This window comes from Pseudomonas sp. Irchel s3a18, from assembly GCF_900187535.1.
Lineage (GTDB): Bacteria > Pseudomonadota > Gammaproteobacteria > Pseudomonadales > Pseudomonadaceae > Aquipseudomonas.
In genome coordinates this window covers 43,912-69,019 of the sequence record NZ_FYDV01000010.1, presented here as the reverse complement: position 1 = coordinate 69,019, position 25,108 = coordinate 43,912, and the positions used below count along the sequence as shown (strand labels likewise).

25 protein-coding genes are annotated in these 25,108 nt (G+C 60.9%); 16 read left to right on the top strand and 9 right to left on the bottom strand.

The features are described 5' to 3' along the window. Positions 1-48: 48 nt before the first annotated feature. Positions 49-294 (bottom strand): hypothetical protein, encoded by a 246-nt coding sequence (locus CKW29_RS15445; RefSeq protein WP_095143806.1) that lies wholly within the window; start codon positions 292-294, stop codon positions 49-51. Positions 295-453: 159 nt separating this feature from the next. Here CKW29_RS15445 and CKW29_RS15440 point away from each other — a divergent pair, with 159 nt between their 5' ends. The 4 genes from CKW29_RS15440 (at position 454) to CKW29_RS15425 (ending at position 4,345) form a co-directional block, all read left to right on the top strand. Then, complete coding sequence (locus CKW29_RS15440) at positions 454-930, top strand: PaaI family thioesterase (RefSeq protein ID WP_095143805.1); 477 nt, start codon at positions 454-456, stop codon at positions 928-930. After that, entirely contained in the window at positions 927-1,379 is a 453-nt protein-coding gene (locus CKW29_RS15435) for a PaaI family thioesterase (RefSeq protein WP_095143804.1), read from the top strand. The genes CKW29_RS15440 and CKW29_RS15435 overlap by 4 nt, the downstream gene beginning before the upstream one ends. Before the next feature lie 89 nt (positions 1,380-1,468). Continuing rightward, positions 1,469-3,373, top strand: a complete 1,905-nt coding sequence (gene htpG / locus CKW29_RS15430; RefSeq protein WP_095148828.1) for a molecular chaperone HtpG — start codon at positions 1,469-1,471, stop codon at positions 3,371-3,373. Between the two features lie 243 nt (positions 3,374-3,616). Further along, on the top strand, positions 3,617-4,345 hold the full coding sequence (locus CKW29_RS15425; protein ID WP_095148803.1) for a dienelactone hydrolase family protein: 729 nt from the start codon (positions 3,617-3,619) through the stop codon (positions 4,343-4,345). A gap of 540 nt (positions 4,346-4,885) precedes the next feature. Here the strand turns inward: CKW29_RS15425 and CKW29_RS15415 are convergent. Together CKW29_RS15415 and CKW29_RS15410 are read right to left on the bottom strand one after the other, a co-directional pair. Next, positions 4,886-5,758 (bottom strand): pirin family protein, encoded by an 873-nt coding sequence (locus tag CKW29_RS15415; protein ID WP_095148802.1) that lies wholly within the window; start codon positions 5,756-5,758, stop codon positions 4,886-4,888. Positions 5,759-5,820: 62 nt separating this feature from the next. After that, complete coding sequence (locus CKW29_RS15410) at positions 5,821-6,237, bottom strand: OsmC family protein (RefSeq protein ID WP_095148801.1); 417 nt, start codon at positions 6,235-6,237, stop codon at positions 5,821-5,823. A 189-nt stretch (positions 6,238-6,426) separates the two neighbouring features. Between CKW29_RS15410 and CKW29_RS15405 the strand changes: the two genes are divergently transcribed. Beyond that, positions 6,427-6,891 (top strand): DUF3859 domain-containing protein, encoded by a 465-nt coding sequence (locus CKW29_RS15405; RefSeq protein ID WP_095143800.1) that lies wholly within the window; start codon positions 6,427-6,429, stop codon positions 6,889-6,891. A gap of 139 nt (positions 6,892-7,030) precedes the next feature. On the opposite strand, the gene fabB is transcribed toward CKW29_RS15405, so the two are convergent. The 5 genes from fabB to CKW29_RS15380 form a co-directional block, all read right to left on the bottom strand. Next, positions 7,031-8,251: a beta-ketoacyl-ACP synthase I gene (gene fabB, locus CKW29_RS15400; RefSeq protein ID WP_095143799.1), complete on the bottom strand. Its 1,221-nt coding sequence runs from the start codon at positions 8,249-8,251 to the stop codon at positions 7,031-7,033. A gap of 11 nt (positions 8,252-8,262) precedes the next feature. Continuing rightward, positions 8,263-8,778 (bottom strand): 3-hydroxyacyl-[acyl-carrier-protein] dehydratase FabA, encoded by a 516-nt coding sequence (gene fabA, locus CKW29_RS15395; protein ID WP_095143798.1) that lies wholly within the window; start codon positions 8,776-8,778, stop codon positions 8,263-8,265. Between the two features lie 247 nt (positions 8,779-9,025). After that, a complete protein-coding gene (locus CKW29_RS15390) occupies positions 9,026-10,924 on the bottom strand; it encodes an ATP-binding protein (protein WP_095148800.1) in 1,899 nt (632 codons plus the stop codon). Then, entirely contained in the window at positions 10,921-11,847 is a 927-nt protein-coding gene (locus tag CKW29_RS15385) for an ABC transporter substrate-binding protein (RefSeq protein ID WP_095143796.1), read from the bottom strand. The genes CKW29_RS15390 and CKW29_RS15385 overlap by 4 nt, the downstream gene beginning before the upstream one ends. Before the next feature lies 1 nt (position 11,848). Then, the gene (locus tag CKW29_RS15380) at positions 11,849-13,972 is read right to left on the bottom strand and encodes a TonB-dependent siderophore receptor (protein WP_095148799.1); all 2,124 of its coding nucleotides are present in this window, start codon (positions 13,970-13,972) and stop codon (positions 11,849-11,851) included. Between the two features lie 196 nt (positions 13,973-14,168). Between CKW29_RS15380 and CKW29_RS15375 the strand changes: the two genes are divergently transcribed. From CKW29_RS15375 to pyrF, 11 genes are all read left to right on the top strand, one after another. Continuing rightward, the gene (locus tag CKW29_RS15375) at positions 14,169-15,194 is read left to right on the top strand and encodes an NAD(P)H-dependent glycerol-3-phosphate dehydrogenase (protein ID WP_095143794.1); all 1,026 of its coding nucleotides are present in this window, start codon (positions 14,169-14,171) and stop codon (positions 15,192-15,194) included. 31 nt (positions 15,195-15,225) lie between these two features. After that, a complete protein-coding gene (locus CKW29_RS15370; protein WP_095078757.1) occupies positions 15,226-15,573 on the top strand; it encodes a DUF4389 domain-containing protein in 348 nt (115 codons plus the stop codon). Continuing rightward, on the top strand, positions 15,570-16,019 hold the full coding sequence (sixA, locus tag CKW29_RS15365) for a phosphohistidine phosphatase SixA (protein WP_095148798.1): 450 nt from the start codon (positions 15,570-15,572) through the stop codon (positions 16,017-16,019). The genes CKW29_RS15370 and sixA overlap by 4 nt, the downstream gene beginning before the upstream one ends. 385 nt (positions 16,020-16,404) lie before the next feature. Beyond that, positions 16,405-18,072: an AMP-binding protein gene (locus tag CKW29_RS15360; protein WP_095148797.1), complete on the top strand. Its 1,668-nt coding sequence runs from the start codon at positions 16,405-16,407 to the stop codon at positions 18,070-18,072. A gap of 32 nt (positions 18,073-18,104) precedes the next feature. Further along, positions 18,105-18,548 (top strand): hotdog fold thioesterase, encoded by a 444-nt coding sequence (locus CKW29_RS15355; protein ID WP_095143791.1) that lies wholly within the window; start codon positions 18,105-18,107, stop codon positions 18,546-18,548. 160 nt (positions 18,549-18,708) lie between these two features. Further along, complete coding sequence (locus CKW29_RS15350; protein WP_095148796.1) at positions 18,709-19,515, top strand: alpha/beta fold hydrolase; 807 nt, start codon at positions 18,709-18,711, stop codon at positions 19,513-19,515. Beyond that, positions 19,512-20,363, top strand: coding sequence for an alpha/beta hydrolase (locus CKW29_RS15345; RefSeq protein ID WP_095143789.1), 852 nt, complete (start codon positions 19,512-19,514; stop codon positions 20,361-20,363). The genes CKW29_RS15350 and CKW29_RS15345 overlap by 4 nt, the downstream gene beginning before the upstream one ends. 50 nt (positions 20,364-20,413) lie before the next feature. Beyond that, complete coding sequence (locus tag CKW29_RS15340) at positions 20,414-21,073, top strand: glutathione S-transferase family protein (RefSeq protein WP_095148795.1); 660 nt, start codon at positions 20,414-20,416, stop codon at positions 21,071-21,073. 23 nt (positions 21,074-21,096) lie between these two features. Further along, the gene (locus CKW29_RS15335; RefSeq protein WP_371850637.1) at positions 21,097-21,903 is read left to right on the top strand and encodes a DUF4892 domain-containing protein; all 807 of its coding nucleotides are present in this window, start codon (positions 21,097-21,099) and stop codon (positions 21,901-21,903) included. Positions 21,904-21,975: 72 nt separating this feature from the next. Continuing rightward, positions 21,976-23,031, top strand: a complete 1,056-nt coding sequence (locus tag CKW29_RS15330; protein WP_095143786.1) for an AI-2E family transporter — start codon at positions 21,976-21,978, stop codon at positions 23,029-23,031. 171 nt (positions 23,032-23,202) lie between these two features. Further along, the gene (pyrF, locus tag CKW29_RS15325) at positions 23,203-23,901 is read left to right on the top strand and encodes an orotidine-5'-phosphate decarboxylase (RefSeq protein ID WP_177452440.1); all 699 of its coding nucleotides are present in this window, start codon (positions 23,203-23,205) and stop codon (positions 23,899-23,901) included. A 71-nt stretch (positions 23,902-23,972) separates the two neighbouring features. Here pyrF and CKW29_RS15320 read toward each other — a convergent pair whose 3' ends face one another. Then, positions 23,973-24,977 (bottom strand): NADP-dependent oxidoreductase, encoded by a 1,005-nt coding sequence (locus CKW29_RS15320; protein ID WP_095148793.1) that lies wholly within the window; start codon positions 24,975-24,977, stop codon positions 23,973-23,975. Positions 24,978-25,108: the final 131 nt, after the last annotated feature.

Below are 25,108 nucleotides of genomic sequence, written 5' to 3'. Positions count from 1 at the left end.
AGAAAACCCGCGCAAGGCGGGTTTTCTTTTGTCACGCTAAAAACCGAATCAGTTCTTAGGTGCTTCCGGAGCGGCTTCTTTTGCTGCTTCTACGCTCGATTCAGCCTGATCTTTGGCGGCTTCGGCGTTTTCTTTTGCCGCTTCGTTCACTTTATCCTGAGCTTCGTTCATTTTTTGCTGGGCTTGCTCAGCAGGTTGGTTAGGCGCTTGAGCTTTGTCCTCGGATTTTTTATCGCAGGCAGCGAGACCGAGGGAAGCGGTCAACATCAAGGCAATAGCTAAAGTCTTACGCATGGGGTGTTTCTCCTTGTGGAAAATATCTAGTTGGCCTTTCGAACGCGGCGTCATGGGTTAAGTTCAATGTTTCGTTCAGATATATAAGTTTGTTGTTGCGGGAACTTTTTCTTACACCCTCAATGGCTGTGCCACGTCACTGCAAAGAGTCTTTCTCGAATGACAGAAAACCCCGTTTTTGAGCGTGCAATGCGGTTTTTATCGGCACTGCGTCATTGCCAGGTATTGGGTTTGCGCGTACACAGCGCCACTCACGAAGGGCTGACCATTACCTTGCCCTATAGCCCACAGATCGTCGGAAATCCACAGACGGGAGTGATTCATGGCGGCGCGATCACCTCGTTGATGGACACTGCTTGCGGCATGGCAACGCTGTGCGTGCTGCCGGAGTTCGAGGTGTGCCCGACCCTGGATTTGCGCATCGACTACATGTACCCGGCCGAGCCCCATAAAGATGTGCATGGCTTTGCCCAGTGCTACCGGGTGACGACCGACGTTATTTTTACACGTGGTTTTGCTTATCAGGGCGAGCCCGAACAACCGATCGCCCACGTGGTTGGAACCTTCATGCGCATGGGCAAGGGCGTCAAAGGCGCCAAGGGCTTTGGTGGTGTGATCAGTGGTGAGACGAAATGAGCGATAACTTCAAGGCACAATTGCAGCAGGCCCATGAGCGCGGCGATTACGCTTCGGTGCTGCACCTGATTCCCTACGCCAAGCTGATTGGCATCGAGTGTTCTAGGGTCGGGGATGAACTGCTTTTTCGCCTGCCGGCCAACAAGGACAATATTGGCAACCCGCTATTGCCGGCGATTCACGGCGGCGTGATTGCAGGCTTCATGGAGTTGGCGGCGGCCTTGCATTTGCTGGTGTTCACCGGCTCCCCGGGGGTGCCGAAAATTATCGATTTCTCCCTCGATTACCTGCGTGCCGGGCAGTTTCGCGATACCTATGCCAAATGCCAGGTGTGCCGACAGGGGCGACGCGTGGCCAATGTGGCAATAACTGCGTGGCAGAGCACCGAAGCCGAGCCGATTGCCACGGCGCGCGGACATTTCAAGATTGAAGAACACTCAGGCCCTTGAAATCTCACTCTGTGCCCCCAACTCTGATGACATCCCGCCGCCACCCCTTCAGGGAGCGGCCACTGCCATCCAATCGGAGTTTGATGACCATGAGCGTGGAAACTCAAAAGGAAACCCTGGGCTTCCAGACCGAGGTGAAGCAACTGCTGCACCTGATGATTCATTCGCTGTATTCCAACAAGGAAATTTTCCTTCGCGAACTGATCTCCAACGCCTCTGACGCTGTCGACAAATTACGTTTCGAAGCCCTGTCCAAGCCTGAGTTGCTGGAAGGTGGCGCTGAACTGAAAATCCGTGTGAGCTTCGACAAGGACGCGAAAACCGTCACCCTCGAAGACAACGGTATCGGTATGAGCCGTGAAGATGCGATCACGCACCTCGGCACCATCGCCAAGTCCGGCACCGCCGATTTCATGAAACACCTGACGGGCGACCAGAAGAAAGATTCGCACCTGATCGGTCAATTCGGCGTGGGTTTCTACTCCGCGTTCATTGTTGCCGACCAGGTTGAAGTGTTCAGCCGCCGTGCCGGCCTCGCCGCGAGCGAAGGCGTGCACTGGTCGTCCAAGGGCGAAGGCGATTTTGAAGTCGCGACCATTGAAAAAGCCGATCGCGGTACCCGCATCGTCCTGCACCTGAAATCCGGCGAAGACGAGTTCGCCGATGGCTGGCGCCTGCGCAACATCATCAAGAAGTACTCCGACCACATCGCACTGCCGATCGAGCTGCCGAAAGAAGTCACGGCGGCCGAAGGTGAAGAGACGCCTGCCGTTGAATGGGAAACCGTCAACCGTGCCAGCGCCCTGTGGACCCGTCCGCGTACCGAGATTGCGGATTCGGAATACCAGGAGTTCTACAAGCACATCGCCCACGATTTCGAGAACCCGCTGAGCTGGAGCCATAACAAGGTCGAAGGCAAGCTGGAATACAGCTCGTTGCTCTACGTGCCGGCCCGTGCGCCGTTCGATCTGTACCAGCGCGAAGCGCCGAAAGGCCTGAAGCTGTACGTGCAACGTGTGTTCGTCATGGACCAGGCTGAGTCGTTCCTGCCGCTGTATCTGCGCTTCATCAAGGGCGTGGTCGACTCCAACGACCTGTCGTTGAACGTGTCGCGGGAAATCCTGCAGAAAGACCCGATCATCGATTCGATGAAGTCGGCGCTGACCAAGCGCGTGCTGGACATGCTGGAAAAACTGGCGAAGAACGAGCCTGAGCAATACAAGGGCTTCTGGAAAAACTTCGGTCAGGTCATGAAAGAAGGCCCGGCTGAAGATTTCGCCAACAAGGAAAAAATCGCTGGCCTGCTGCGTTTTGCCTCCACTCAGGGCACCGACGGCGAGCAGGTTGTAGGCCTGGCTGACTACCTGGCTCGCGCCAAGGAAGGTCAGGACAAGATCTACTACCTCACCGGTGAAACCTACGCACAGGTCAAGAACAGCCCGCACCTGGAAGTCTTCCGCAAGAAAGGCATCGAAGTGCTGCTGCTGACCGACCGTATCGACGAGTGGCTGATGAGCTACCTCAGCGACTTCGACGGCAAGAGCTTTGTCGACGTGGCACGCGGTGACCTGGATCTGGGCAACCTGGACTCGGAAGAGGACAAGAAAGCCGCGGAAGAAGTCGCCAAGTCCAAGGAAGGTCTGGTTGAGCGGATCAAGACAGCGCTGGGTGACAACGTTGCCGAAGTGCGGGTTTCCCACCGTCTGACCGACTCCCCGGCGATTCTGGCCATCGGTGAGCAGGACCTGGGCTTGCAGATGCGTCAGATCCTGGAAGCCAGCGGTCAGAAAGTGCCGGACTCCAAGCCGATCTTCGAATTCAACCCGGCTCACCCGCTGATCGAGAAGCTCGACGGTGAGCAGAGCGAAGAGCGTTTTGGCGACCTGTCGCACATCCTCTTCGATCAGGCGGCCCTGGCTGCCGGCGACAGCTTGAAAGACCCGGCCGCCTATGTGCGCCGGCTGAACAAGTTGCTGGTTGAACTGTCGGTTTAACCGCGTTGTAGAAAAACCCGCTTCGGCGCAATGCTGTTCAGTTAAGGTGATGAGGTCGCAATTGTAGGAGCGAGCTAGCTCGCGATGGACGTTAACGATTACGCGTACTTTTTGAGTAACCACGTAGTTCTTGAGTTCATCGCGAGCGCGCTCGCTCCTACAAAGGTTGGCGTTCGCTTAACTGAACAGCATTGCTGCTTCGGCGGGTTTTTTCATTCTGGCGTTTCTTTACGGGAGTGAGTCATGAGTCAAATCACTGTGCGTTCCGTGGTCTATCAGATTGATGGCAAGTCTTATGAAAGTCGTCTGGCGTTCGATGCCAGTCATTCGGGTCCGCGTCCGGGCCTGTTGATGGCGCCGAACTGGATGGGGGTCGGCGCCGGTGCCGAGGAGATCGCCAAATCCGTCGCGTCCAAGGGCTACGTGGTGTTGATCGCGGACCTCTACGGCCAAGCGGTTCGCCCGCAGAACAACGATGAAGCTGGCGCGGCGATGATGCCGCTGAAGAATGACCGCCCATTGCTGCGCAAGCGGATGCAAGCGGCATTCGAACAGCTGCAGAGCCAGGGCGAGGCGGCGGTCGATACGTCGAAGCTGGCCACGTTCGGCTTCTGCTTTGGCGGTTGCTGCGCATTGGAGTTCGCTCGTACCGGCGCGCCAGTGAAGGCGGCTGTGTCGTTCCACGGTACCCTCGATACGCCGAACGTCAACGATGCGAAAAACATCAAGGGGTCGGTGCTGGTGTTGCATGGAGCCGCCGATCCATTGGTGCCCAAGGAGCAGTTGCCGGCATTCGAGGCTGAGATGAATGCTGCAGGCGTGGATTGGCAGTTGTTGAGTTATGGTGGGGCGGTGCATTCCTTTACGGATCCCCATGCGAATGTGCCGGGGATGATGATGTATGACGCGAAGGTCGCCGGTCGTGCGTTTACTTCGATGCATAACCTGTTGGACGAAGTGTTCAAGGGGTGACTGATTCTTCGCTGGCAGGCCGGCTTTTTGAGCTGGCTTGTCGGTGGAGGTGGTCTATCTTTTGGTGGTGTACATATCCGTTGCTGCGGTAGCGGCTACTGATGGTTCCGCCCTTACGGCGGGTCACTTTTTCAGACGCCAAAAAGTAACCAAAAGGCTTCGCCCCGAGCGTTCGGCCCCTCGCCGAGGCTCGGGGTTCCCTCGCTTCGGCATTCCTCAGGGGGCATCGCCCTCCGGTCGGCTTCGCTCGACCTCCATGTGATGTCCTCGACTTCGTCGAGGGGCGCTGCGCGCCATTCCCCTGATGAACGCCTGCGCTCGGCCTGCCGATGGGGCGGGTGGGTCAAGATCAAAAGCCAAAGCCAAAGCCAAAGCCAAAGCAAGATCAAGAGCGGCAGGCGAGCTAACGCTCGGCCTGTTGAGTGGTTGGAGAGCAAAGCAAAGCCAAAAGCCTGAACTTTCGGAGAGGGGTGGGGCTTTCTGGTGGTTGTGGATTTGTCCGTCCGACGACCATTGCGCTCGGGTTTGCCGGTGGTGATTTCAGCCTCGGCCACTTGGCAGTTCGATCCGTTCATTCTCGCCCGGGACGGTTGGCCAGTCCCCGGCTGCCCAGCGTCGACGTGCTTCATCGATCGCCGCCGGGTTGCTGGCGACGAAGTTCCAGTTGATCCGCCGTGGCCCGTCCAGTGGCGCTCCGCCTAGCAATACGGCGTGGCAGTCGCTTTCGGCGAACAGGCTCATTTCTTCGCCCGCTGGCAGCACCACCAACGAGAGTGGCTGAACGGGTTCGCCATTGAGCTGTGCGTCACCAGAGAGTACGTAGAGCGCGCGTTCTTCATGTTTGGTGGGGATCAGCAGGGTTGTTGCGGTTTGCAGTTCAAGCTCGGCGTACAGTGTCGGCGAGAGTACTGGCACCGGTGACTCCAGGCAAAAGCCCGTTCCGGCAATCATCCGGATCTTCACCCCGAGGTTGTCGCTCATGGGCAGGCTCGCGGCGGGGTGGTGGCTGTAGTGGCCGGGGCCTTGTTCGTGTTCCTTGGGCGATGCCAGCCAGATTTGCAGGCCGTGCAGTGTGAAATCGGTCCCCCATAGTGCTTCGGGCGTGCGCTCGACATGGGCGATCCCGCTGCCGGCGGTCATCCAGCTGACGTCACCCGGTTTGACGAGCTGCTCCGATCCCAGGCTGTCCTTGTGCAGCAGTTCGCCTTCGAACAGGTAGGTGAGGGTGGACAGGCCGATGTGCGGGTGCTGGCGGATGTTCATGCCGCGGCCGGTCGGATAGGTCGTTTCGAGCATGTGATCGAAGAATACGAAAGGCCCGACGCTTCGGCATCTGGCCGAAGGCAGCGGGCGCAGGATCGGCTGGCCTTCGACGTCTTCGGCGCGCGGGCGGATGACGAGTGGAGCGTTCATATGGCATTCCAGGCTGTACGAATGATGCCGCTGAGCATAACCCGCACAGCCCGGGTGTGCCGCTATTGGCTGAATGGACCTTCGGACAGGTGGGTTTCGATGCTCACTTCGCTGGTGGTCATCAGCTTGTGGATCGGGCAGCGGTCGGCAACCCGATGCAGTTCGTTGCGCTGGGCGTCGGTGAGTACGCCCTTGAGGGTGAGTTTGACGTGCAGGGCATATTGCCCTGCCTGTTCCTGGCTGTTGTCGTGTTTGACCTCGACCGTGACGCCGGTCAGCGGGATGCCTTTCTTCTGGGCGTACAGCTTGAGGGTCAGGGCCTTGCAGGCTCCCAGGGCGGCGTCGAAGTAATCGTGTGGCTCGGGCGCCGAGCCTTCGCCCCCCGCGGACACGGGGACATCGGCAAAGAGTTGATGGTCATCGATCTGGACGCTGTGACGAAAACCTTCGCTGGATTCAGTGTTGACGATAACGGTCATGGCTAGCCTCTTGATCAGTGGGGGGGGGAAAAGACCTTGCAGTTATAGAGCATCCAGCGACCGAGGCGTTCCACTTTCCTGGCGGCCAGGGCCCAGGGGCGTTAGCCGGGGGGAGGTGTGCCGCACTTTGTCATCAGTCTGTCACCCCGGCGTCATACCCTCGCGCTCATCTCAATCAAGGAGCGTGATATGTCCCTCACCCGTTTAAGCGCATTGGCGGCGCTGATGTTGATCAGTGGCTTGGCCAGCGCTGAAGTCCGCGTTGAAGGTCCGGTGGAATATGGCGTGTTTGAAGGGCCTTCGGCCGAACTGCAATCGGGTGAGCGCGTACTGCGTCGCAGCAATGAGTCGATCCGGCAGACCGAAACCGTGCCAGCCAAACTCGGCACCAAGTTCGGTATGCGTTATCAGTTGGTGGGCAAAGTGGCCGAAGGGCAGCCGCTGACCCTGCTGTACTTCACCCCGGGCATTCGGACGGCGGACGGTGCGCGCCACGACAAATTCGAAGTGACGCAAAAACTGGTGCCTGGCGCGCCACAGGACGTGATGGCCTACGAGTTCACGGAAAACCACGAAGTCGTGCCTGGAGAGTGGCGCTTCATGGTGTTTCAGGGGGACCGCCTGTTGACCCAGCAGCGCTTCACGGTTCGCTGAAGTCGATATCCGGTTCGACCGTAGCCTGCCTCCATGAGGGGTAATTCAGCGCCGTCAGGGTGTCAGTGATAAATCCAAGACAATAAAAAACGCCCCGAACCAGTCGGGGCGTTTTCATGTGCGGCGTTGTGGCGGGGTATTACTTGCCCTGCCAGCGCTTCAGTACCAGGGTGGCATTGGTGCCACCGAAGCCGAAGCTGTTGCTCATCACGGTGTTGAAGGCCACGTCTTCACGGGTCTTGGTCAGGATTGGCATGTCTGCCACTTCCGGATCCAGTTCGTCGATGTTGGCCGAACCTGCCATGAAGTTGCCTTCCATCATCAGCATGCAGTAGATCGCTTCGTGAACGCCGGCGGCGCCCAGGGAGTGACCCGACAGGCTCTTGGTGGAGCTGATGGCCGGGGCCTTGTCGCCGAACACTTCACGCACACCTTTCATTTCCATGACGTCGCCGACCGGAGTCGAGGTGCCGTGGGTGTTCAGGTAGTCGATCGGAGCGTCGACGGTGGACATGGCCATCTGCATGCAGCGGATGGCGCCTTCGCCGCTTGGCGCGACCATGTCGTAGCCATCGGACGTCGCGCCGTAGCCGACGATTTCCGCGTAGATCTTCGCGCCACGGGCCAGAGCGTGCTCCAGCTCCTCGACCACGACCATGCCGCCACCGCCGGCGATGACGAAACCATCACGCTTGGCGTCGTAGGCACGGGAGGCCTTCTCCGGGGTCTCGTTGTACTGGCTGGACAGTGCGCCCATGGCGTCGAACAGGAACGACTGGCTCCAGTGTTCTTCTTCACCGCCGCCGGCGAACACGATGTCCTGCTTGCCCATCTGGATCTGTTCCATGGCGGTACCGATGCAGTGAGCACTGGTGGCGCAGGCAGAAGCGATGGAGTAGTTCAGGCCCTTGATCTTGAATGGAGTGGCCAGGCAAGCGGAAACCGTGCTGCTCATGGTCCGCGTAACGCGGTATGGGCCGACGCGCTTGACGCCTTTTTCGCGCAGGATATCCAGCGCTTCCATCTGGTTCAGGGTCGATGCGCCACCGGAGCCGGCGATCAGGCCGGTACGCGGGTTGGACACTTGCTCTTCGGTCAGGCCGGAGTCAGCGATGGCGTCTTTCATGGCCAGGTAGGCGTAAGCCGCCGCGTGGCCGACGAAGCGATAGATCTTGCGATCGATCAGCTCTTCGAGTGGCAGGTCAATGGAGCCGGAAACCTGGCTACGCAGACCCATTTCGGCATATTCCGGGTTGAACCGGATGCCAGGGCGGCTTGCACGCAGGTTAGCGGAGACGGTCTCTTTGTCATTGCCCAGGCACGAAACAATGCCCAGACCAGTGATAACGACGCGGCGCATGCGAATAACCCTTAGAAGTTGTCAGTGGAGGTGAACACGCCGACCCGGAGGCCTTCGGCGGTGTAGATTTCGCGACCGTCGACAGTCACCGAACCGTCGGCGATGGCCAGGTTCAGCTTGCCTTTGAGGACGCGCTTGATATGAATGTTATAGGTGACTTTCTTGGCCGTCGGCAGTACCTGGCCAAAGAATTTCACTTCGCCCGAACCCAGGGCCCGGCCACGGCCAGGCAGGCCTTGCCAGCCGAGGAAGAAGCCGACCAGTTGCCACATGGCATCGAGGCCCAGGCAGCCTGGCATCACCGGGTCACCTTCGAAGTGGCAGCCGAAGAACCACAGGTCCGGAGTGATATCCAGCTCGGCGACCAATTCACCTTTGCCGTACTTGCCGCCTTCTTCACTGATCAGGGTGATGCGATCTACCATCAGCATGTTCGGGGCGGGCAGTTGCGCGTTACCTGGGCCGAACAGCTCACCGCGACTGCAGCGCAGCAGGTCTTCCCGGGTAAAGGCGTGTTGTTTGGTCATGCGAGCTCCTCAATAGTCCCATGTGGCAGGTGGGGCAAATCTTCCCGGCCAGTCAAAGCAATCGTGCCTTGAGCTGGCAGCCTACTCATAGACTATTGCGTTGTAGTGAAAGTCACAGCACAAGGGACATGAATGTACACTTGTGCACTGAAATTATTATTCAAGCCCAAAATCGAGCCTGTGCAGGTGCCTAAGACTGCCGCACTTTCGCCTTTCACGCCAGTCGCAGATGGTCGAAAGCACTGCACTACTGTACCCAACGCTGCAGAATTTGTTGCAGATCAGTGCGTTTGAACGGCTTGGCCAGGTAATCGTTCATTCCCGCCGACAAGCAGGCTTCACGGTCACCCTGCAAGGCATTGGCGGTCAAGGCGATGATCGGTAGCTCGCCGCAGCCGGGCAGTTGGCGGATTTGCCGGGTGGCTTCGTAACCGTCGAGCGTTGGCAGCCGACAATCCATCAGGATGGCCTCGAACGCCTGGTTTTCGGCGCTGTGTACGGCCTGCGCGCCGTCGGTGGCGATACTGACGGTAAACCCCAGGCTGCGCAGCATGGCTTCGATGACGGTGAGGTTGACCGGGTTGTCCTCCACCAGCAGCACATTGCGCCCCTCACCGTGATGGTTGCCCGCAGGCGTGCGTGGCACCGGCACCGGTAATGTCTGGCGGGACAGGGCCAGCGGCACTTCCAGGGTAAACACCGAACCTTGTCCTTCCTCGCTTTGCGCGCGCAATGTGCCGCCCATCCGCTCGGCCAGCGTACGAGCGATCGGCAAGCCCAGGCCGGTTCCGCCGTATCGCCGGGAGATGGAACTGTCGGCCTGCTGGAAGGCGTTGAACATCAGTTCCAGACTCTCGGCCGCGATACCAATCCCGCTGTCACGTACCGAGCAGGTGAACCACAGCAGTTCGTGGTCCAGCGATTGCCATTGGGGTTCGATGGTGATCTGCCCTTGTTCGGTGAACTTCAGCGCATTGCCGATCAGATTGACCAGAATTTGCCGAATTCGGGTCGGATCGCCTGCGACCTGCAAGGCCTGCATGCCGTCGGGAAACTTCAGTTCAAGGCTCAAGCCGCGCTGAGCGGCGCTGTGGGCGAAGGCCTGGGCGCAGCTGCCGATCAGCTCGGCGAGGTTGAACGGGATGTGTTCCAGCTCCAGTGCCGAGCGCTCGATGCGTGAGAAGTCGAGGATGTCGTTGATGACCTTGAGCAGGTGTTCGGTGGACTCCGATGCCAGTGCGGCGTACTCGGTTTGCTCTGCCGTCATCTCGGTGGTCTCCAGCAGCTGCAACATGCCCAGCACGCCGTTCATGGGGGTGCGCAACTCATGGCTCATCATTGCCAGGAAGTCGGACTTGGCGCTGTTGGCCTTTTCCGCTTCTTCGCGCGTCTGGATCAGTTGCGCCATGGCCTGATGCTGTTCGCGGCTGGCCTGCTCCAGGCCATCGGCAAGGTTGTTGATATGGCGTGACAGGCTGCCCAGTTCGGCGTCGTCGACGATCGGCAGTGGCCTCTGGTAGTCGCCTTGCTGGATCGCCTTGACGGCGTTGCCCATGGCGCTGATTGGCTCCGATAGGCTGGCGGCCAGACGGCGTGCCAGTAGAAAAGTGAAGAGCAGGGCAAACAGCGCCAGGATCCCGGCCTTGAACACGATCTCCTTTTGCCGCTGGCTGAAGGCATCGTTGGACATGCCGACAATCACCCGCCCCAGATAATCTTCGGAAGTGCCCGGGGTGGGGGGCGAGCCTTGCAGGAAGTCATTGTTGAGCCGGATCCGTTGCAAACGCACCGGGGCCTGGAACACCTCGACCTGTTGTGGGCGCCCTTTGCTGGCATCGGGTTGCTCGACGTACACCAGCACATTGTTGGCGCTGTCCTGTACTTGCAAAAAGCGTACGTGAGGGGTGGCCAGGGTCGCTTTCATCAGGCTTTCGAGTACTTCCCGGTTGCCGGAAATCACCCCGTACTCGGTGGCCGGGGCCAGTTGGTTGGCGATCAGTTGCCCGGTGTGGTTGAGCTCCTGGCGCAGGTCCTGGATCCGTACGAAGGTAAAGAAGCTGATCAGCAGCAGGGTCAGCAGCAGCGCCGGGCCAAGGCTGATGACCTGGGTGCGGGTATTGATGCCCCAATGGCGACGGAACGTCATGGAAGGTGTTCTCCTTCGGCCAGCTGCGTTGCAACCTCAGTGGGGTCTATCTGTCCGATCCCCAGGGAGCGTGTGACTTGCGGATTGTTGGCGACCTTGAAGCGATTCGGGTAGAGGCTGCGCGGCCAACTGACCGGTGCCCGGTCAAGCAAGTCGCCAAGGACCGCCAGCCAGTCGCTCTGGTCGCTGTAGGTGCTGGCCAGGCTGCCGGCCTTGACGAAGCCGGCGTTGGGGCCGATCAGGGCAAGCTGTTGGCCATAGCTGCTGAGCAGCAGGTTCTTGGCCGTTTTCGGGTTATACAGGTCCGGGTCGTCGAGCCCCAGCAATACATCGCTGTTGCTGAGCAATGTCTGCAGGGGCCTGCTGTCATTGGTGTTGTCCCAGCGCTCGCTGACGATTTCCAGCGACAGTTGGTGGGCTGCCTGATGCAGTTCCTTGAGCAGGAATTCGCTGTTTTTTCCATACAGCACGCCCACGCGCCTGGCTTGCGGCAACAGGTTACGGGTCAGGCGCAGCTGTCGGCTCAAGGGTGGGTCGCTCCAGAGCAGGCTCAGGTGCAGCGGTCGGGTGTCGCCCACACGTTGATTGGCCTGCAGGCGGCTGACGCGCAACACCAGTGTCGGCGGTCCCTGGCTGTCTTGCAGGCGCCAGTCCAGGGCGGCCAGGTCCAGCAGAATAAGGCGTGTACTGCTGGGGATGCGCGACGGTGGGGGCAGTTCGCTCAGCGGGACAAAGCGCACCTGGTCCTTGGGCCGCTGCCCGGCCAGGGCATGGGTGAAGGCTTGCATGCCAGGCGTGTCGTCGGCGGCGGTCAACAGCACATCGGCCGCCCGCACGGGCAGGGCTATCAGGCAGGAAAACAGCAGGATGGCCCAGGGGCGAAGGCTGCTCAAGAGACGGAACCGGTTGCGAATGTCGGCCATGTCAGAACACCAGCTCGGCGCTGAAATAGAGCACCTGGCGTGAGTCATAGTTGTTGTCGGCAACAGTGGTCGGTTGATTGTCGAGGCGTTGCTGGAGGACACCGGCCAGTTCCAGGCTGGCCTTGCCCAGGCTGAGGCGTTTGGCAATCCGTGTGTCGACGCGCTCGAAGCGGTAGCCGTTGAGCGCGTCATCACCGTAGTAGAACAGTGCGCTGTTCCAGTCGTTGCCCCAGTTGCGCAGCCAGCCGGCCGAACCACTGTTGCGCGCAGTCAGTTGTTCATCCTGGGGGTTGCTGGCCTGGGCGTCGACATAGGCATACGTCAGGCGCAACCGGTCGGCAACGCCCAGGTGCCAGTCCAGCTGGGCCTCCGTGCCGCTGAAGCGTGCGGAGTTGGCGTTGCTGGCGATGTATTGGTTGTTGCGCAGCGGTTCACTGATCATGCCGGTGATTTCATCGTGGAACAGCTTTATATCGGCGTTCAGTCCCCAGTCCACGAAAAAGCCGTTATAGCCCAGTTCTCGTGAGCGCATGTGTTCCTGTTCGAGGTCGCCGGGGCCGCGGGTCTTGACGAAGTATCGGGCGCTGCTCCGGCCATAGGCTCCGGGGTTGAGCGCGGTCACCTGATAGCTCCAGTTGACGTTGTTCTCGAACATGTCCGGGGAGCGGACGGCTTCGGAGTACACCGCGCGCAGGCCATGGCGTGGATTGATCAGGTAATTGATCGCCACCCGAGGGGTCAGGGAGTCACCGATCAGCCGGGAGTTTTCGTACATGGCGCCGCCCTGAAGCAGCCAGTGTTCAGTGGCACGCCACTCCAGCTGGCCGAACCCTCGCCAGGTCGTGTCATCGAGGGTGCCATTGAAGTACGTCTCGGAGTCGGCCCGGTCGTAACGATAGTTCATGCCGCTGACCAGTCGCAGGCTATCGGACAGGCTCAGGGTGTCCTGCAGCTCAAGGTCGTAACGCGATTCCCGGGAGCTTTGGTCTATGTCGCCGCAGACGGTCTGACTGGCGCCCGCTTTCCACTGCTCAAGCACTTGATTGCCCAGTGCCTGTTCCGCTGGCGTGCCGCTGGGTGCGCCTGGACCGGTATAGCTTTGCATGTGCCGCGCCAGTTGTTCGGCGTAGTTGGGGTTGAGCTGCCAGAGGGCAGTGAGCTGCGGACTGAACGACACCTCGGCGTCGCAGGCTCGCCAGGTTTGCTGGCGATCCCAGTGCTGTGCCGAGCCCTGAATATACAGGCTGTGATCGGGGTTGATGTCCAAATTCCAGCGCAATGAGCCGGCGTAGTCCTTGGCGGTTACGTCGGAGTTATTGCCGGCAGCGGTAATCCCGGAAAATACCGGGCGGTAGGTATAGGGCCGCTGGTTGCTGCCATCTTTGGCGTTGAGCTGCCAGTCAATGCTCTGTTGCTCGTCGAGGGTTTGACTGACGGCCAGGTTGAAGCGGTTCAGGCGTCGACTGTCGCGGTAATCGTCACCCTGGCGGTCCGAATCGAAACCGTCATCCTGCTGGCCGGACAGCGACAGGCGCAGGTCGCCGGTTTCCCAGCCGGTGCCCTGGCTGGCGTACCAGTCGTCGATGCCGCGCTCACCCCGGGTGACCTTCAGTCGCGTGCCATGACTGGCCGATGGGGCGCGGGTGATGATGTTGACCACCGCCATCAGCGCATTGGCACCGTAGCTGACCGTGTTCGGCCCACGGAAGACTTCGATGCGCTCGATGTCCTCCATGGCTACCGGAATGTCGCTCCAGTCCACCGTCGCCAGGCCTGCGCGGTACACCGAGCGGCCGTCGATCAGCACTTGCATGCGTCGTGCGCCATCGGCATTGCTACCGTGGTAGTTCACCACCGCCTGGTTGCCGCTGATATTGCCGACCATCATCCCCGGTACCAGCCTGAGCAGTTCGCTGATGTCCCGGGCCCCGCTGGTCTTGATCAGTTCGCTGTCGAGCACGGTCATGCTGCCCGGTACGGCGGCCGGCGACTGTTTGAGGCGAGTGGCGGTCAGCACTTGCGGCAGCTGCGCATTGTCGAGGAACAGGTCATCGGCCAGCAGCACGTCGCTGAAGATCAGTGCCAGTGCCAGCGAGGGGCGTAGGTGAGTGGGGCCAACAGACACGGTGCAGCCTTGATAGCGTTTAGATGTCGCGCATGTTAACCGAGCCGGTTGGGTTTTCCAGTCACGATGCTGGCGTTTTCCTGGGTTTTATTCTCAACCTTCCTACAAATGCTGGTAATTGTCGCAGGGGCTGGCCGATGGTGGACCGCTCCGTATAATGCGGACATCGCCACTGGTTTGGATGAATGGATTGAATATGACTGAACAGCGCCCGATTGCGGTCCTGGGAGGCGGAAGTTTTGGTACCGCTGTGGCTAATCTGCTGGCCGAAAACGGTCACCAGGTGCGGCAATGGATGCGAGATCCCGAGCAGGCGGAGGCCATTCGTGTCAATCGCGAAAACCCTCGCTACCTCAAGGGTATCAAGGTGCATCCGGCCGTGGAGCCGGTCACCGATTTGCTGGCCACCCTGACCGAGTGCGACCTGTGCTTCGTCGCGCTGCCGTCCAGTGCCCTGCGCGCGGTGCTCGCCCCTCATGCCGAGCGACTGAGTGGCAAGCTGCTGGTGAGCCTGACCAAGGGCATCGAAGCCCACACCTTCAAGCTGATGAGCGAGATCCTTCAGGAGATCGCTCCACAAGCGCGGATTGGCGTGTTGTCCGGGCCTAACCTGGCACGTGAAGTGGCCGAGCATGCGCTGACGGCCACGGTGGTTGCCAGTGAAGACGAAGCGCTTTGCCAGCGTGTACAGGCGGCGCTGCACGGTCGTACCTTCCGCGTCTACGCCAGCGCCGACCGCTTTGGTGTCGAACTGGGCGGGGCGCTGAAAAACGTTTACGCCATCATTGCCGGCATGGCGGTCGCGCTGGGCATGGGCGAAAATACCAAGAGCATGCTGATCACGCGCGCGCTGGCGGAAATGACGCGCTTTGCCGTGAACCAGGGTGCCAACCCGATGACCTTCCTGGGGCTGGCCGGGGTGGGCGATCTGATCGTGACCTGTTCGTCGCCCAAGAGCCGTAACTATCAGGTCGGTTTTGCCCTCGGTCAGGGCTTGAGCCTGGAAGAGGCGGTGACCCGCCTGGGTGAAGTCGCCGAGGGCGTCAATACCCTCAAGGTGCTCAAGGCCAAGGCCCAGGAAGTAGGGGTCTATATGCCGTTGGTCGCGGGGCTGCATGCCATTCTATTTGAAGGGCGCACGCTGGAGCAGGTGATTGAACTGCTGATGCGCGGCGAACCGAAAACCGATGTCGACTTTATCTCCACCAGCGGTTTCAACTGAGCACTCAATTTACAGGGACTGGGAGCAAGACATGAGCGATCCAAAAGCAGAAGCCAAGTACGAATCCATCCTGTTGCGTGTGCTGTGGATGCTGGTCTATGTGCTGGTCTGGCAGGTGGCGCAGTTTATCCTCGGCGCCGTGGTGCTGGTGCAGTTGATCTATCGGCTGATCTACGGTGCCCCGAGTGCCAGCCTGATGAACTTCGGTGACAGCCTCAGCCAGTTCCTGGCGCAGATCGGCCGCTTCGGCAGCTTCCATAGCGACCAGAAACCCTGGCCGTTCGCCGATTGGCCAACCCCGCGCACGCCTGAAGGCGAGGCCCCGCATGCTGTGGCTCCGGCGCCGCACCCGACCCGGGACGAGGAGCCGAAGCTATGAAGCTCTGGGTGTTGCGTCACGGCCAGGCCGAGCCCTACGCCCGCAGCGATGCCGAACGGGAGCTGACTGCGCTGGGTCGCGAAGAGGTGCTGCGTAGTGCCGCGCACCTGATCGGCCAGCCGCTGCACGCCATCATCGCCAGCCCCTATGTCCGCGCCCAGCAGACGGCGCAACTGGTGCGCGAGGCATTGGGGTTCGAGCCGCAGATTCTCACCGTGCCCTGGCTGACGTCGGACAATAATCCGTTGGCGGTCGCCGGCCACCTCGACTATGCGGACAACATCCTGCTGGTCAGCCATCAGCCGTTGGTGGGCAACCTGATCGGCTTGTTGCAGCACGGCCACTTGCGTGCACCGCAACCGATGCACACCGCCAGCCTGGCCGAGCTTGAAGCCGATTACCCACTGGCGGGGGCGATGACGCTCAACAGCGTCAAGCACCCGTAAGCCTGCTGGCCAGTTAAGCGAGAGCCGCCCCTTGTAGGAGCAGCCGGTCGACGCTCGAGCGCTCGCGATGAACTCAAGAGCAACGCGTTCAATCAGAAAGCACGCGTTATCGTTAACGTCCATCGCGAGCTAGCTCGCTCCTACACATGCGCCTCGTCTCCTTGACTGACTGGCATTACCCGTAAGTCTGCTTTTGTTCGAGCAAGACTTGCCCGCGAACGCTTCGCTGTGGTGAGCCTGATGTCTTGTCGTATCTGTTTCGCGGGCAAAACGGTATCGACAGGCAGGGCAGATTTCGCATTGATCTTTTTTGCAAATAGATAACCAAGCAACCGCTTGGTTGGTCTACGCTTGCCGCCATCTCGAACAAAAAGGAGCGTCTTCTATGTCCGCCGCTTTTCGTTTGCCGCTGCAAGTGTTCTACGAGCGTGAAGCTCGCCATCCTCATCAGCGCTTCCTGGTGCAGCCCGTGGGCGGCGGACAGGTGGAAACCCTGACCTGGGCTGACGTCGGGCACCAGGCGCGGTGTGCCGCCCACTGGCTACGCGCCCGCGAATTGCCCAGGGGCAGTCACATTGCCCTGATTTCGAAAAACTGCGCGCACTGGATCATTGCCGACCTGGCGATCTGGATGGCCGGGCATGTTTCCGTTCCGCTGTACCCCAACCTGACGGCCGACTCGGTGGCCCAGGTGCTCGAGCACTCGGAAGCGGCACTGGCGTTCATTGGCAAGCTCGACGACTGGCCGGGCATGTCCAGGGGCGTCAAGGCCGAGCTTCCCACCATCAGCCTGCCGCTGTGTCCCGCGGGGGCGTTCGACTACAGTTGGGCGGATCTGCAGCGCAGCTCACCGATCCAGGACAACCCGACGCCAGGTGCCGATGAGCTGGCGACTATCATCTATACCTCCGGCACCACCGGCCTGCCCAAGGGGGTGATGCACAGCTTTGGCACCCTGGGGTTTGCGACCACTCATGGCACGCAGCTGTTCAACCTGAATGAGTCGGACCGATTGTTGTCGTACTTGCCCCTGTGCCATGTCGCCGAGCGGATGTTTGTCGAGCTGGCGTCCATCTATACCGGGCAAACGGTGTTCTTTGCCGAAAGCCTCGACACCTTCCTTGCCGACTTGCAGCGCGCACGGCCCACCGCATTGTTTGGTGTGCCGCGCATCTGGACCCGGTTCCAGATGGGGGTGTACAGCAAGATACCGGCCAAGCGCCTGGATTTTCTCCTGGGCCTGCCAATCATCGGCAAGCGGATCGGGCACAAGGTGCTCGCCGGACTTGGCCTGGATGCCTTGCGCATTGCCCTGTCGGGTGCCGCGCCGGTGCCGCTGGCCTTGCTGCACTGGTACAAGCGCCTTGGGCTGGACGTGCTGGAGGTCTACGGCATGACCGAAAGCTGCGGGTACTCCCATATTTCCCTGCCGGGCCAGAACCGACCCGGCTGGATCGGCAAGCCTTGCCCGGAGGTGGACGTTCGCATCGATGAATCCGGCGAGGTACTGGTGCGCAGCGGCGCGACCATGCTGGGTTATTTCAAGGAGCCGCAGAAGACCGCCGAGACCCTCACGGAGGACGGCTTCCTGCGCACCGGCGACAAGGGCGAGCAGGACGCCGAGGGCTATCTGCGCCTGACCGGGCGGCTCAAGGAGATCTTCAAGACCAGCAAGGGCAAGTACGTGGCGCCGGCACCGATCGAAAACCGCCTGGCGGTGCATTCGCGCATCGAGCAGGTCTGTGTGGTCGGTGATGGACTGAGTGCGCCACTGGGGTTGTGCGTGCTGTCGGCGGTGGGCTTGCAGGACGCCGCCAGTGCCGCGCGTGCGGCGTTGCAGTCAAGCCTGGAAAGCTTGTTGCAGGAGGTCAATGGTGCCCTCGATAAGCATGAGCGCCTGCGCCAGCTGGTGGTGGTCAAGGATAACTGGGCGGTGGAAAACGGCTTCCTGACCCCGACCCTGAAGATCAAGCGCAACGTGATCGAAGCGGCTTATGGCGCCCGGTTTGAAGAGTGGAGTGCGCGCAGCGAGGCGGTCCTGTGGCAGGATTGACCGCGACAACACCAACAACAAAGGACGTAGTGATGAGCCTGTGGCGGACCCTTCCCAACATTGAACACTTGAACGAGACTCAGAAGAACACCATTGGCGAAGTGCTGGATATACGCTTCGAAGCCTTTGATGACGAGTCACTGACCGCCAGCATGGCCGTCGATCACCGTACCCATCAGCCCTTTGGCTTGTTGCACGGCGGCGCCTCGGTGGTCCTGGCTGAAACCGTGGGCTCGATGGCCAGTTTCCTGTGCCTGGACCCCAGCAAGTACTACTGCGTGGGCCTGGAAATCAACGCCAACCACTTGCGCGGCCTGCGCAGCGGAAGGGTGACGGCGGTCGCCAGGGCGATCCACATCGGCCGTACCACCCATGTCTGGGACATTCGCTTGAGCGGCGATGAAGGCAAGGTCAGTTGCGTGTCGCGCCTGACCATGGCGGTGGTGCCGCTGGGTGAGGCGCCACCAGCTCGTTGAGATACATCAGCATTCCATGTGACGAGGGAGCAAGCTCCCTCGCCACAGAGTCCACCGTGCAATTGGCCTGACTGTCATCATTCATGGCAGTTACAGTCATTGCCGCAGGATCGCGTCTTGCGGACAATCAACACCTGATTTTGTTTATGGACACGCCGTTATGCCGCAGCAGATTTTTTTCACCCATGCCAATGGCTTTCCTTCAGGCACTTACGGCAAGTTGTTTGCCGCGCTGGCGCCGGAGTATCAGGTCGCGCATCTGCAGCAGCATGCCCATGACCCCAGGTTTCCGGCGGACGACAACTGGTACAACCTGGTGGATGAGCTGATTCATCACCTGGAACAGCAAGCCGGGCCTGTGTGGGGTGTCGGGCACTCCTTCGGCGGGGTGCTGCACCTGCACGCCGCCCTGCGTTGCCCGCAGTTGTATCGCGGCGTGGTGATGCTCGATTCCCCTGTGCTGACCCGCACGGATCAGTGGGTCATTCGCGCGGCCAAGCGCTTTGGCTTTATCGATCGACTGACCCCGGCGGGGCGTACCCTGGGGCGCCGCGAAGAGTTTGCCGACCTGGAGTCGGCGCGTCGCTACTTCGCTGGCAAGACCCTGTTTCGCGGCTTTGACCCGGAATGCTTTGACGCCTATCTGCAGCACGGCCTGCACAAGGTCGGTGATCGTCTGCGGTTGCGCTTTGATCCGGCCACCGAGATCAGTATCTACCGTGGCGTGCCGCATACCAGCCCGGGGCGCACCCGCCAGTTGAAAGTGCCGCTGGCCGTGGTGCGTGGCCGCCAGAGCAAGGTGGTCATGCGCCATCACGCAAGCTCCGTCGGACGCCTGCCTCAAGGTGAGTCGCTGACCATGCCCGGTGGTCATATGTTTCCGCTGGAGCGCCCACAGGACACGGCCGCGCTGCTCAAGGACCTGTTCACCCGCTGGGAAGGCCGCAGCGAGCGGAGCTGCGCGTGAGCAGCGTCGAAGAGGTTCGCCTGAGCCTGCCGCATATCGAGTTGGCGGCCCATCTGTTCGGGCCCGAAGACGGTCTGCCGGTGATTGCCCTGCACGGCTGGCTGGACAACGCCAACAGCTTTGCACGGCTGGCGCCCAAGCTTGAGGGCTTGCGGATTGTTGCCCTGGACATGGCCGGTCATGGGCATTCCGGGCATCGGCCATTGGGCGCCGGTTATGCCCTGTGGGATTACGCGCACGATGTGCTGCAGGTTGCCGAACAACTGGGCTGGAAGCGTTTTGCGCTGCTGGGTCACTCCCTGGGGGCGATAGTCTCGGTGGTGCTGGCCGGTGCGTTGCCTGAGCGCGTGACGCACCTGGCGTTGATCGATGGGGTGATTCCACCCACCACCCCCCACGACAATGCCGCCGAACGCATGGGCATGGCGCTGCAGGCGCAACTGGACCTGCAACACAAGAGCAAACCGGTCTACAGCACCCTGGAGCGGGCCGTGGAAGTGCGCATGAAAGGCCTGGTGGCGGTCAGTCGCGAAGCGGCCGAACTGCTGGCGCAACGGGGGTTGATGCCCGTTCCCGGCGGTTACACCTGGCGCACCGACAGCCGCCTGACGCTGGCGTCCCCGCTGCGCCTGTCGGATGAACAGGCCATGTCCTTCGTTCAACGCATCCAATGCCCCGCGCACCTGGTGGTGGCGGCTGACGGGATGCTGGCCAGGCATGCTCCGTTGCTGGAACGTCTACCCTTTAGCCGAGAACAGCTGCCGGGTGGCCATCATTTGCACCTGAATGACGAGGCCGGCGCCACCCTTGTTGCAGACTGTTTCAATCGGTTTTTCGCCATTCCTTGACTTGCGCGGGGCAACTGTCGAGGCTGGGCGGGTTGAAATGGGAGACAACCATGATAGATCTCTACACCGCTGCGACCCCTAATGGCCACAAGGTCTCTATCGTGCTCGAAGAACTCGACATGCCCTACACGGTGCATGCCTTGAGTTTCGACAAGAAGGAACAAAAGGCACCCGAGTTTCTCAAGATCAATCCCAATGGCCGGATTCCGGCGATTGTCGACCGCGCCAATGGGGATTTCGCCGTGTTCGAATCCGGCGCGATTCTCATCTATCTGGCTGAACTGAGTGGGCAACTGCTGCCCAAGGACCCGAAAGGGCGCTCGGTGGTGATCCAGTGGCTGATGTTTCAAATGGGCGGCATCGGTCCGATGCAGGGCCAGGCCAATGTGTTTTTTCGCTACTTTCCGGAAAAACTGCAGGGCGCCATCGACCGCTATCAGCATGAAACCCGGCGCTTGTATGAAGTGCTCGACACCCGCCTGGAGTCCGTCGAATTCCTGGCCGACGCCTACAGCATTGCCGATATCGCGACCTACCCGTGGGTCCGTGGCCATGAATGGTCCGGGGTCCCGGTCGAAGGCTTGTCCGCCCTGCAGCGCTGGATGGCGGCGATGGCGCAACGCCCGGCCGTGCAGCGTGGTTTGCTGGTGCCGCAACGCGTTGACGACGCCAGCGTCATCAAGGGCGCCCAGGCCATGCTGATCCGATGAGAGTGCCTTCCAGTTTGAAAAGCATGAGTGTTGCCTGCTGGCTTGCGGCAGGGTGTTTCAGTGCGCTGGTGGTCGCCGCCGATGTTCCCGGCAGCCAGGATCTACCAGGGGTGCCCCGGATGGTGGATGCGCAGATTGTCGACTACCGACCGGCGGCTGAGCTCGAGCGGATTTACCCAATGGGTTCGATCCGCAAAATCAGTGGCCAGTTGCGTTTCGACGGGCAGGTCAATGCCCGTGGGCACATGACCTCGGTGACCTACGAACTGCCGCCGGAGCATTCGTCCCTCTCGGCCTTTACCGCAGCCCGCGAAGCCTTGCAGAAGCAGGGCGCCGAGTTGTTGTTCTGGTGCCAGGCCCGTGATTGTGGCGAAAGCAGCCTGTGGGCCAATGAGGTCTTTGGCAACGCCAAGCTCTACGGCGTCGATAACGCACAGGCTTACCTGCTGTTGCGTCTGGCGCCGCCCCAGGACAATTCGCTGGTGGCACTCTACAGCATCACCCGTGGCAATCGCCGGGCGTACCTGCATGTCGAGCAGTTCGAAGCCAGTGCGCCATTGGGCGACCTGTTGCCGACCTCCGCCACCTTGTTGCGTCAACTCAAGGACACGGGAGTGCTGGATCTGCCACGCCTGAACGGCGACCCACAAACGGCCTGGTTGACCTTGTTGTCCCGTGGGCTGAATCTGGACACCACGTTACGCATCAGCTTGTCCGGGGCTAATGCCGAAGCCTGGCGCCAGGCGCTGGTCGATCAGGGCGTGCGTACCGCGCGCCTGGAACTTGGCACAGTGGAAACGCCAGGCCTGCGGCTTGAGCTTCTGCGTTAAGCTTGTGGCAGGCGAGCGCGCTGTCGGCCGTTCGCCTGCCTCCTTGTCGATTGACCCTGTTCGAGATTCTTCATGCTCAATAATGATCGGCTATTGGTGCAGATCCTGCTTTTGGTGTTGTTCGGTGCCAGCTTCTGGGTGATGGCGCCCTTCTGGTCGGCGCTGTTCTGGGGCGCGGTGCTGGCGTTCGCCAGTTGGCCGCTGATGCGTCTTCTGACCCGCTGGCTCAATGGTCGTGAATCCCTCGCGGCGGGCGTGCTGACGCTGGGCTGGATGGTGCTGGTGGCGGTGCCGCTGGTGTGGCTGGGGTTCAACCTGGTGGACCATGTGCGCGACGCAACCGCGCTGTTCAAGGATGTGCAGGTCGATGGCTTGCCCGAAGCGCCGGCGTGGCTGGGCGGTGTGCCCCTGGTCGGCGAACGGCTGGTGGGGATCTGGAACAGCATCGACCAGCAGGGTGCGGCGCTGATGCTGTCGGTCAAGCCCTACCTGGGGCAGGTCGGCAACTGGTTGCTGGCGCGCAGTGCGCAGATCGGTGGCGGTATCCTTGAACTGGCCTTGAGCATCGTCTTCGTGTTCTTTTTCTATCGGGATGGTCCACGCCTGGCGATGTTCGTCCATCGCCTGCTGGAACGCCTGATCGGTGATCGTGCCGGCTACTACATCTCGCTGGTGGCCGGTACCGTGCAGCGGGTGGTCAACGGGGTCATCGGCACGGCCGCCGCCCAAGCCGTCCTGGCCTTGATCGGCTTCCTGATTGCCGGTGTGCCGGGGGCGCTGGTGCTGGGCATCGTCACGTTCCTGCTCAGCCTGATTCCCATGGGGCCGCCGTTGGTGTGGATTCCCGCCACGGCCTGGCTGGTGTGGAAGGGCGATTATGGTATGGCGGTGTTCCTCGGTATCTGGGGCACGTTCATCATCAGCGGTGTCGACAATGTGCTCAAACCGTACCTGATCAGCCGTGGTGGCAACCTGCCGCTGGTGATCGTTCTGCTCGGGGTGTTCGGCGGCTTGATAGCCTTCGGTTTTATCGGCCTGTTTGTCGGCCCGACCCTGTTGGCGGTGGCCTACAGTCTGTTGATCGACTGGAGCAAGAGTCAGGGGCGGGTTGAAGAAAAGCGCGAATAACCGATTTTTGCTGTCGGGCCCCCCATGCCGGGCCCGACGCAAATGGCGTGTATGCCGGGTTTTTATCCACCCAATGACGCCGTTGATGATGATTTACTGATCATCGGGTCCCGGACGGGCTCGTGTTCCGCTACAATGCGCGCCGATTTCGACTTGCCTGAGAGCCCACTCATGTCCGCCTGCCAGACTCCTATCATCGTCGCCCTGGATTTCCCTACCCGTGACGCCGCACTGAAGCTGGCCGACCAGTTGGACCCGAAACTGTGCCGGGTCAAAGTCGGTAAAGAGCTGTTTACCAGCTGTGCTTCGGAAATCGTCGGGACCCTGCGCGACAAGGGTTTTGAAGTGTTTCTGGACCTCAAGTTCCACGACATTCCCAACACCACGGCCATGGCCGTCAAGGCGGCTGCGGAAATGGGCGTGTGGATGGTCAACGTCCACTGCTCCGGCGGCCTGCGCATGATGGCGGCCTGCCGTGAAGTGCTGGACCAGCGCAGCGGTCCAAAGCCGTTGCTGATCGGTGTGACCGTGCTGACCAGCATGGAGCGTGAAGACCTGGCCGGGATCGGCCTGGACATCGAGCCACAAGAGCAGGTGCTGCGCCTGGCCGCTTTGGCGGAAAAGGCCGGGATGGACGGCCTGGTGTGCTCGGCGCTGGAAGCCCAGGCCCTGAAGTCGGCTCACCCGTCGCTGCAACTGGTGACCCCGGGGATTCGTCCGGCGGGCAGCGCCCAGGACGACCAGCGCCGCATCCTGACCCCGCGTCAGGCGCTGGACGCCGGTTCCGATTATCTGGTGATCGGCCGTCCGATCAGCCAGGCGGCCGATCCGGCCAAGGCATTGGCGGCGGTCGTCGCCGAACTGGCCTGATCAAGCACTGAAGATCCTGTGGGAGTGAGCACGCGCCTTCCCACAGGATCTTGCCGTCGCCAGGTAGCGCGTTAAACCTTCAGCACCAACTTGCCAAAGTTCTCTCCGCTGAACAATTTCATCAGCGTTTCCGGGAACGTCTCCAGCCCGTCGACGATATCTTCCTTGCTCTTGAGCTGCCCCTTGGTCATCCAGCCGGCCATTTCCTGCCCGGCGGCCGCGAACTGCGCGGCGTAGTCCATCACCACGAAGCCTTCCATGCGCGCACGGTTGACCAACAGCGACAGGTAGTTGGCCGGGCCCTTGACCGCTTCTTTGTTGTTGTACTGACTGATGGCGCCACAGATCACTACGCGGGCCTTGAGGTTCAAGCGGCTGAGTACCGCGTCGAGGATGTCGCCGCCAACGTTGTCGAAATACACGTCCACGCCTTTCGGGCATTCGCGCTTGAGGCCGGCGAGCACGTCTTCGTTCTTGTAGTCGATGGCACCGTCAAAGCCCAGTTCGTCGATCAGGAACTTACACTTGTCCGCACCACCGGCGATACCCACCACGCGGCAGCCTTTGAGCTTGGCAATCTGCCCGGCAATGCTGCCAACGGCACCGGCGGCACCCGACAGCACCACGGTATCCCCGGCCCTCGGTGCGCCAACGTCCAGCAGGGCGAAGTAGGCCGTCATGCCGGTCATGCCCAACGCCGACAAATAGCGCGGCAAGGGCGCCAGTTTCGGATCGACCTTGTAGAAACCACGGGGCTCGCCGACGAAGTAGTCCTGCACACCCAGCGCGCCGTTCACATAGTCACCCACGGCAAAGCCCGGGTGGTTGGAGGCGATGACCTGGCCCACACCCAAGGCACGCATGACCTCGCCGATGCCCACGGGCGGGATGTAGGATTTGCCTTCGTTCATCCAGCCACGCATGGCCGGGTCCAGCGACAGGTATTCGTTCTTGACCAGGATCTGACCGGCCGCCGGTTCCCCGACCGGAACTTGCTGATAGGTAAAGGTCTCGCGGGTCGCGGCCCCCACCGGGCGTTTGGCGAGCAGGAATTGACGGTTGGTCTGGGCAGTCATGGCGGGCACTCAAGGGTGGATGAAGTCTGATTGATAGACCCTCGTGGCCGTTGTCGCAAGGTTTGCCGACGCAGCGAATACAGGTCGATCCAGTGGAGTGATAGTCAGGCGCGGAGGTTCATCACTGTCAC

Coding starts and splice junctions, on each gene's coding strand:
- CKW29_RS15355 (WP_095143791.1), top strand. CDS start 18,105: ATGAGCCTGTGGCGGACCCTTCCCAACATTGAACACTTGAACGAGACT.
- CKW29_RS15330 (WP_095143786.1), top strand. CDS start 21,976: ATGCTCAATAATGATCGGCTATTGGTGCAGATCCTGCTTTTGGTGTTG.
- CKW29_RS15375 (WP_095143794.1), top strand. CDS start 14,169: ATGACTGAACAGCGCCCGATTGCGGTCCTGGGAGGCGGAAGTTTTGGT.
- CKW29_RS15405 (WP_095143800.1), top strand. CDS start 6,427: ATGTCCCTCACCCGTTTAAGCGCATTGGCGGCGCTGATGTTGATCAGT.
- CKW29_RS15445 (WP_095143806.1), bottom strand. CDS start 294: ATGCGTAAGACTTTAGCTATTGCCTTGATGTTGACCGCTTCCCTCGGT.
- CKW29_RS15340 (WP_095148795.1), top strand. CDS start 20,414: ATGATAGATCTCTACACCGCTGCGACCCCTAATGGCCACAAGGTCTCT.
- fabA (WP_095143798.1), bottom strand. CDS start 8,778: ATGACCAAACAACACGCCTTTACCCGGGAAGACCTGCTGCGCTGCAGT.
- CKW29_RS15320 (WP_095148793.1), bottom strand. CDS start 24,977: ATGACTGCCCAGACCAACCGTCAATTCCTGCTCGCCAAACGCCCGGTG.
- CKW29_RS15410 (WP_095148801.1), bottom strand. CDS start 6,237: ATGACCGTTATCGTCAACACTGAATCCAGCGAAGGTTTTCGTCACAGC.
- CKW29_RS15425 (WP_095148803.1), top strand. CDS start 3,617: ATGAGTCAAATCACTGTGCGTTCCGTGGTCTATCAGATTGATGGCAAG.
- CKW29_RS15385 (WP_095143796.1), bottom strand. CDS start 11,847: ATGGCCGACATTCGCAACCGGTTCCGTCTCTTGAGCAGCCTTCGCCCC.
- CKW29_RS15370 (WP_095078757.1), top strand. CDS start 15,226: ATGAGCGATCCAAAAGCAGAAGCCAAGTACGAATCCATCCTGTTGCGT.
- CKW29_RS15415 (WP_095148802.1), bottom strand. CDS start 5,758: ATGAACGCTCCACTCGTCATCCGCCCGCGCGCCGAAGACGTCGAAGGC.
- CKW29_RS15335 (WP_371850637.1), top strand. CDS start 21,097: ATGAGTGTTGCCTGCTGGCTTGCGGCAGGGTGTTTCAGTGCGCTGGTG.
- CKW29_RS15390 (WP_095148800.1), bottom strand. CDS start 10,924: ATGACGTTCCGTCGCCATTGGGGCATCAATACCCGCACCCAGGTCATC.
- CKW29_RS15350 (WP_095148796.1), top strand. CDS start 18,709: ATGCCGCAGCAGATTTTTTTCACCCATGCCAATGGCTTTCCTTCAGGC.
- CKW29_RS15360 (WP_095148797.1), top strand. CDS start 16,405: ATGTCCGCCGCTTTTCGTTTGCCGCTGCAAGTGTTCTACGAGCGTGAA.
- htpG (WP_095148828.1), top strand. CDS start 1,469: ATGAGCGTGGAAACTCAAAAGGAAACCCTGGGCTTCCAGACCGAGGTG.
- CKW29_RS15435 (WP_095143804.1), top strand. CDS start 927: ATGAGCGATAACTTCAAGGCACAATTGCAGCAGGCCCATGAGCGCGGC.
- fabB (WP_095143799.1), bottom strand. CDS start 8,251: ATGCGCCGCGTCGTTATCACTGGTCTGGGCATTGTTTCGTGCCTGGGC.
- CKW29_RS15440 (WP_095143805.1), top strand. CDS start 454: ATGACAGAAAACCCCGTTTTTGAGCGTGCAATGCGGTTTTTATCGGCA.
- sixA (WP_095148798.1), top strand. CDS start 15,570: ATGAAGCTCTGGGTGTTGCGTCACGGCCAGGCCGAGCCCTACGCCCGC.
- pyrF (WP_177452440.1), top strand. CDS start 23,203: ATGTCCGCCTGCCAGACTCCTATCATCGTCGCCCTGGATTTCCCTACC.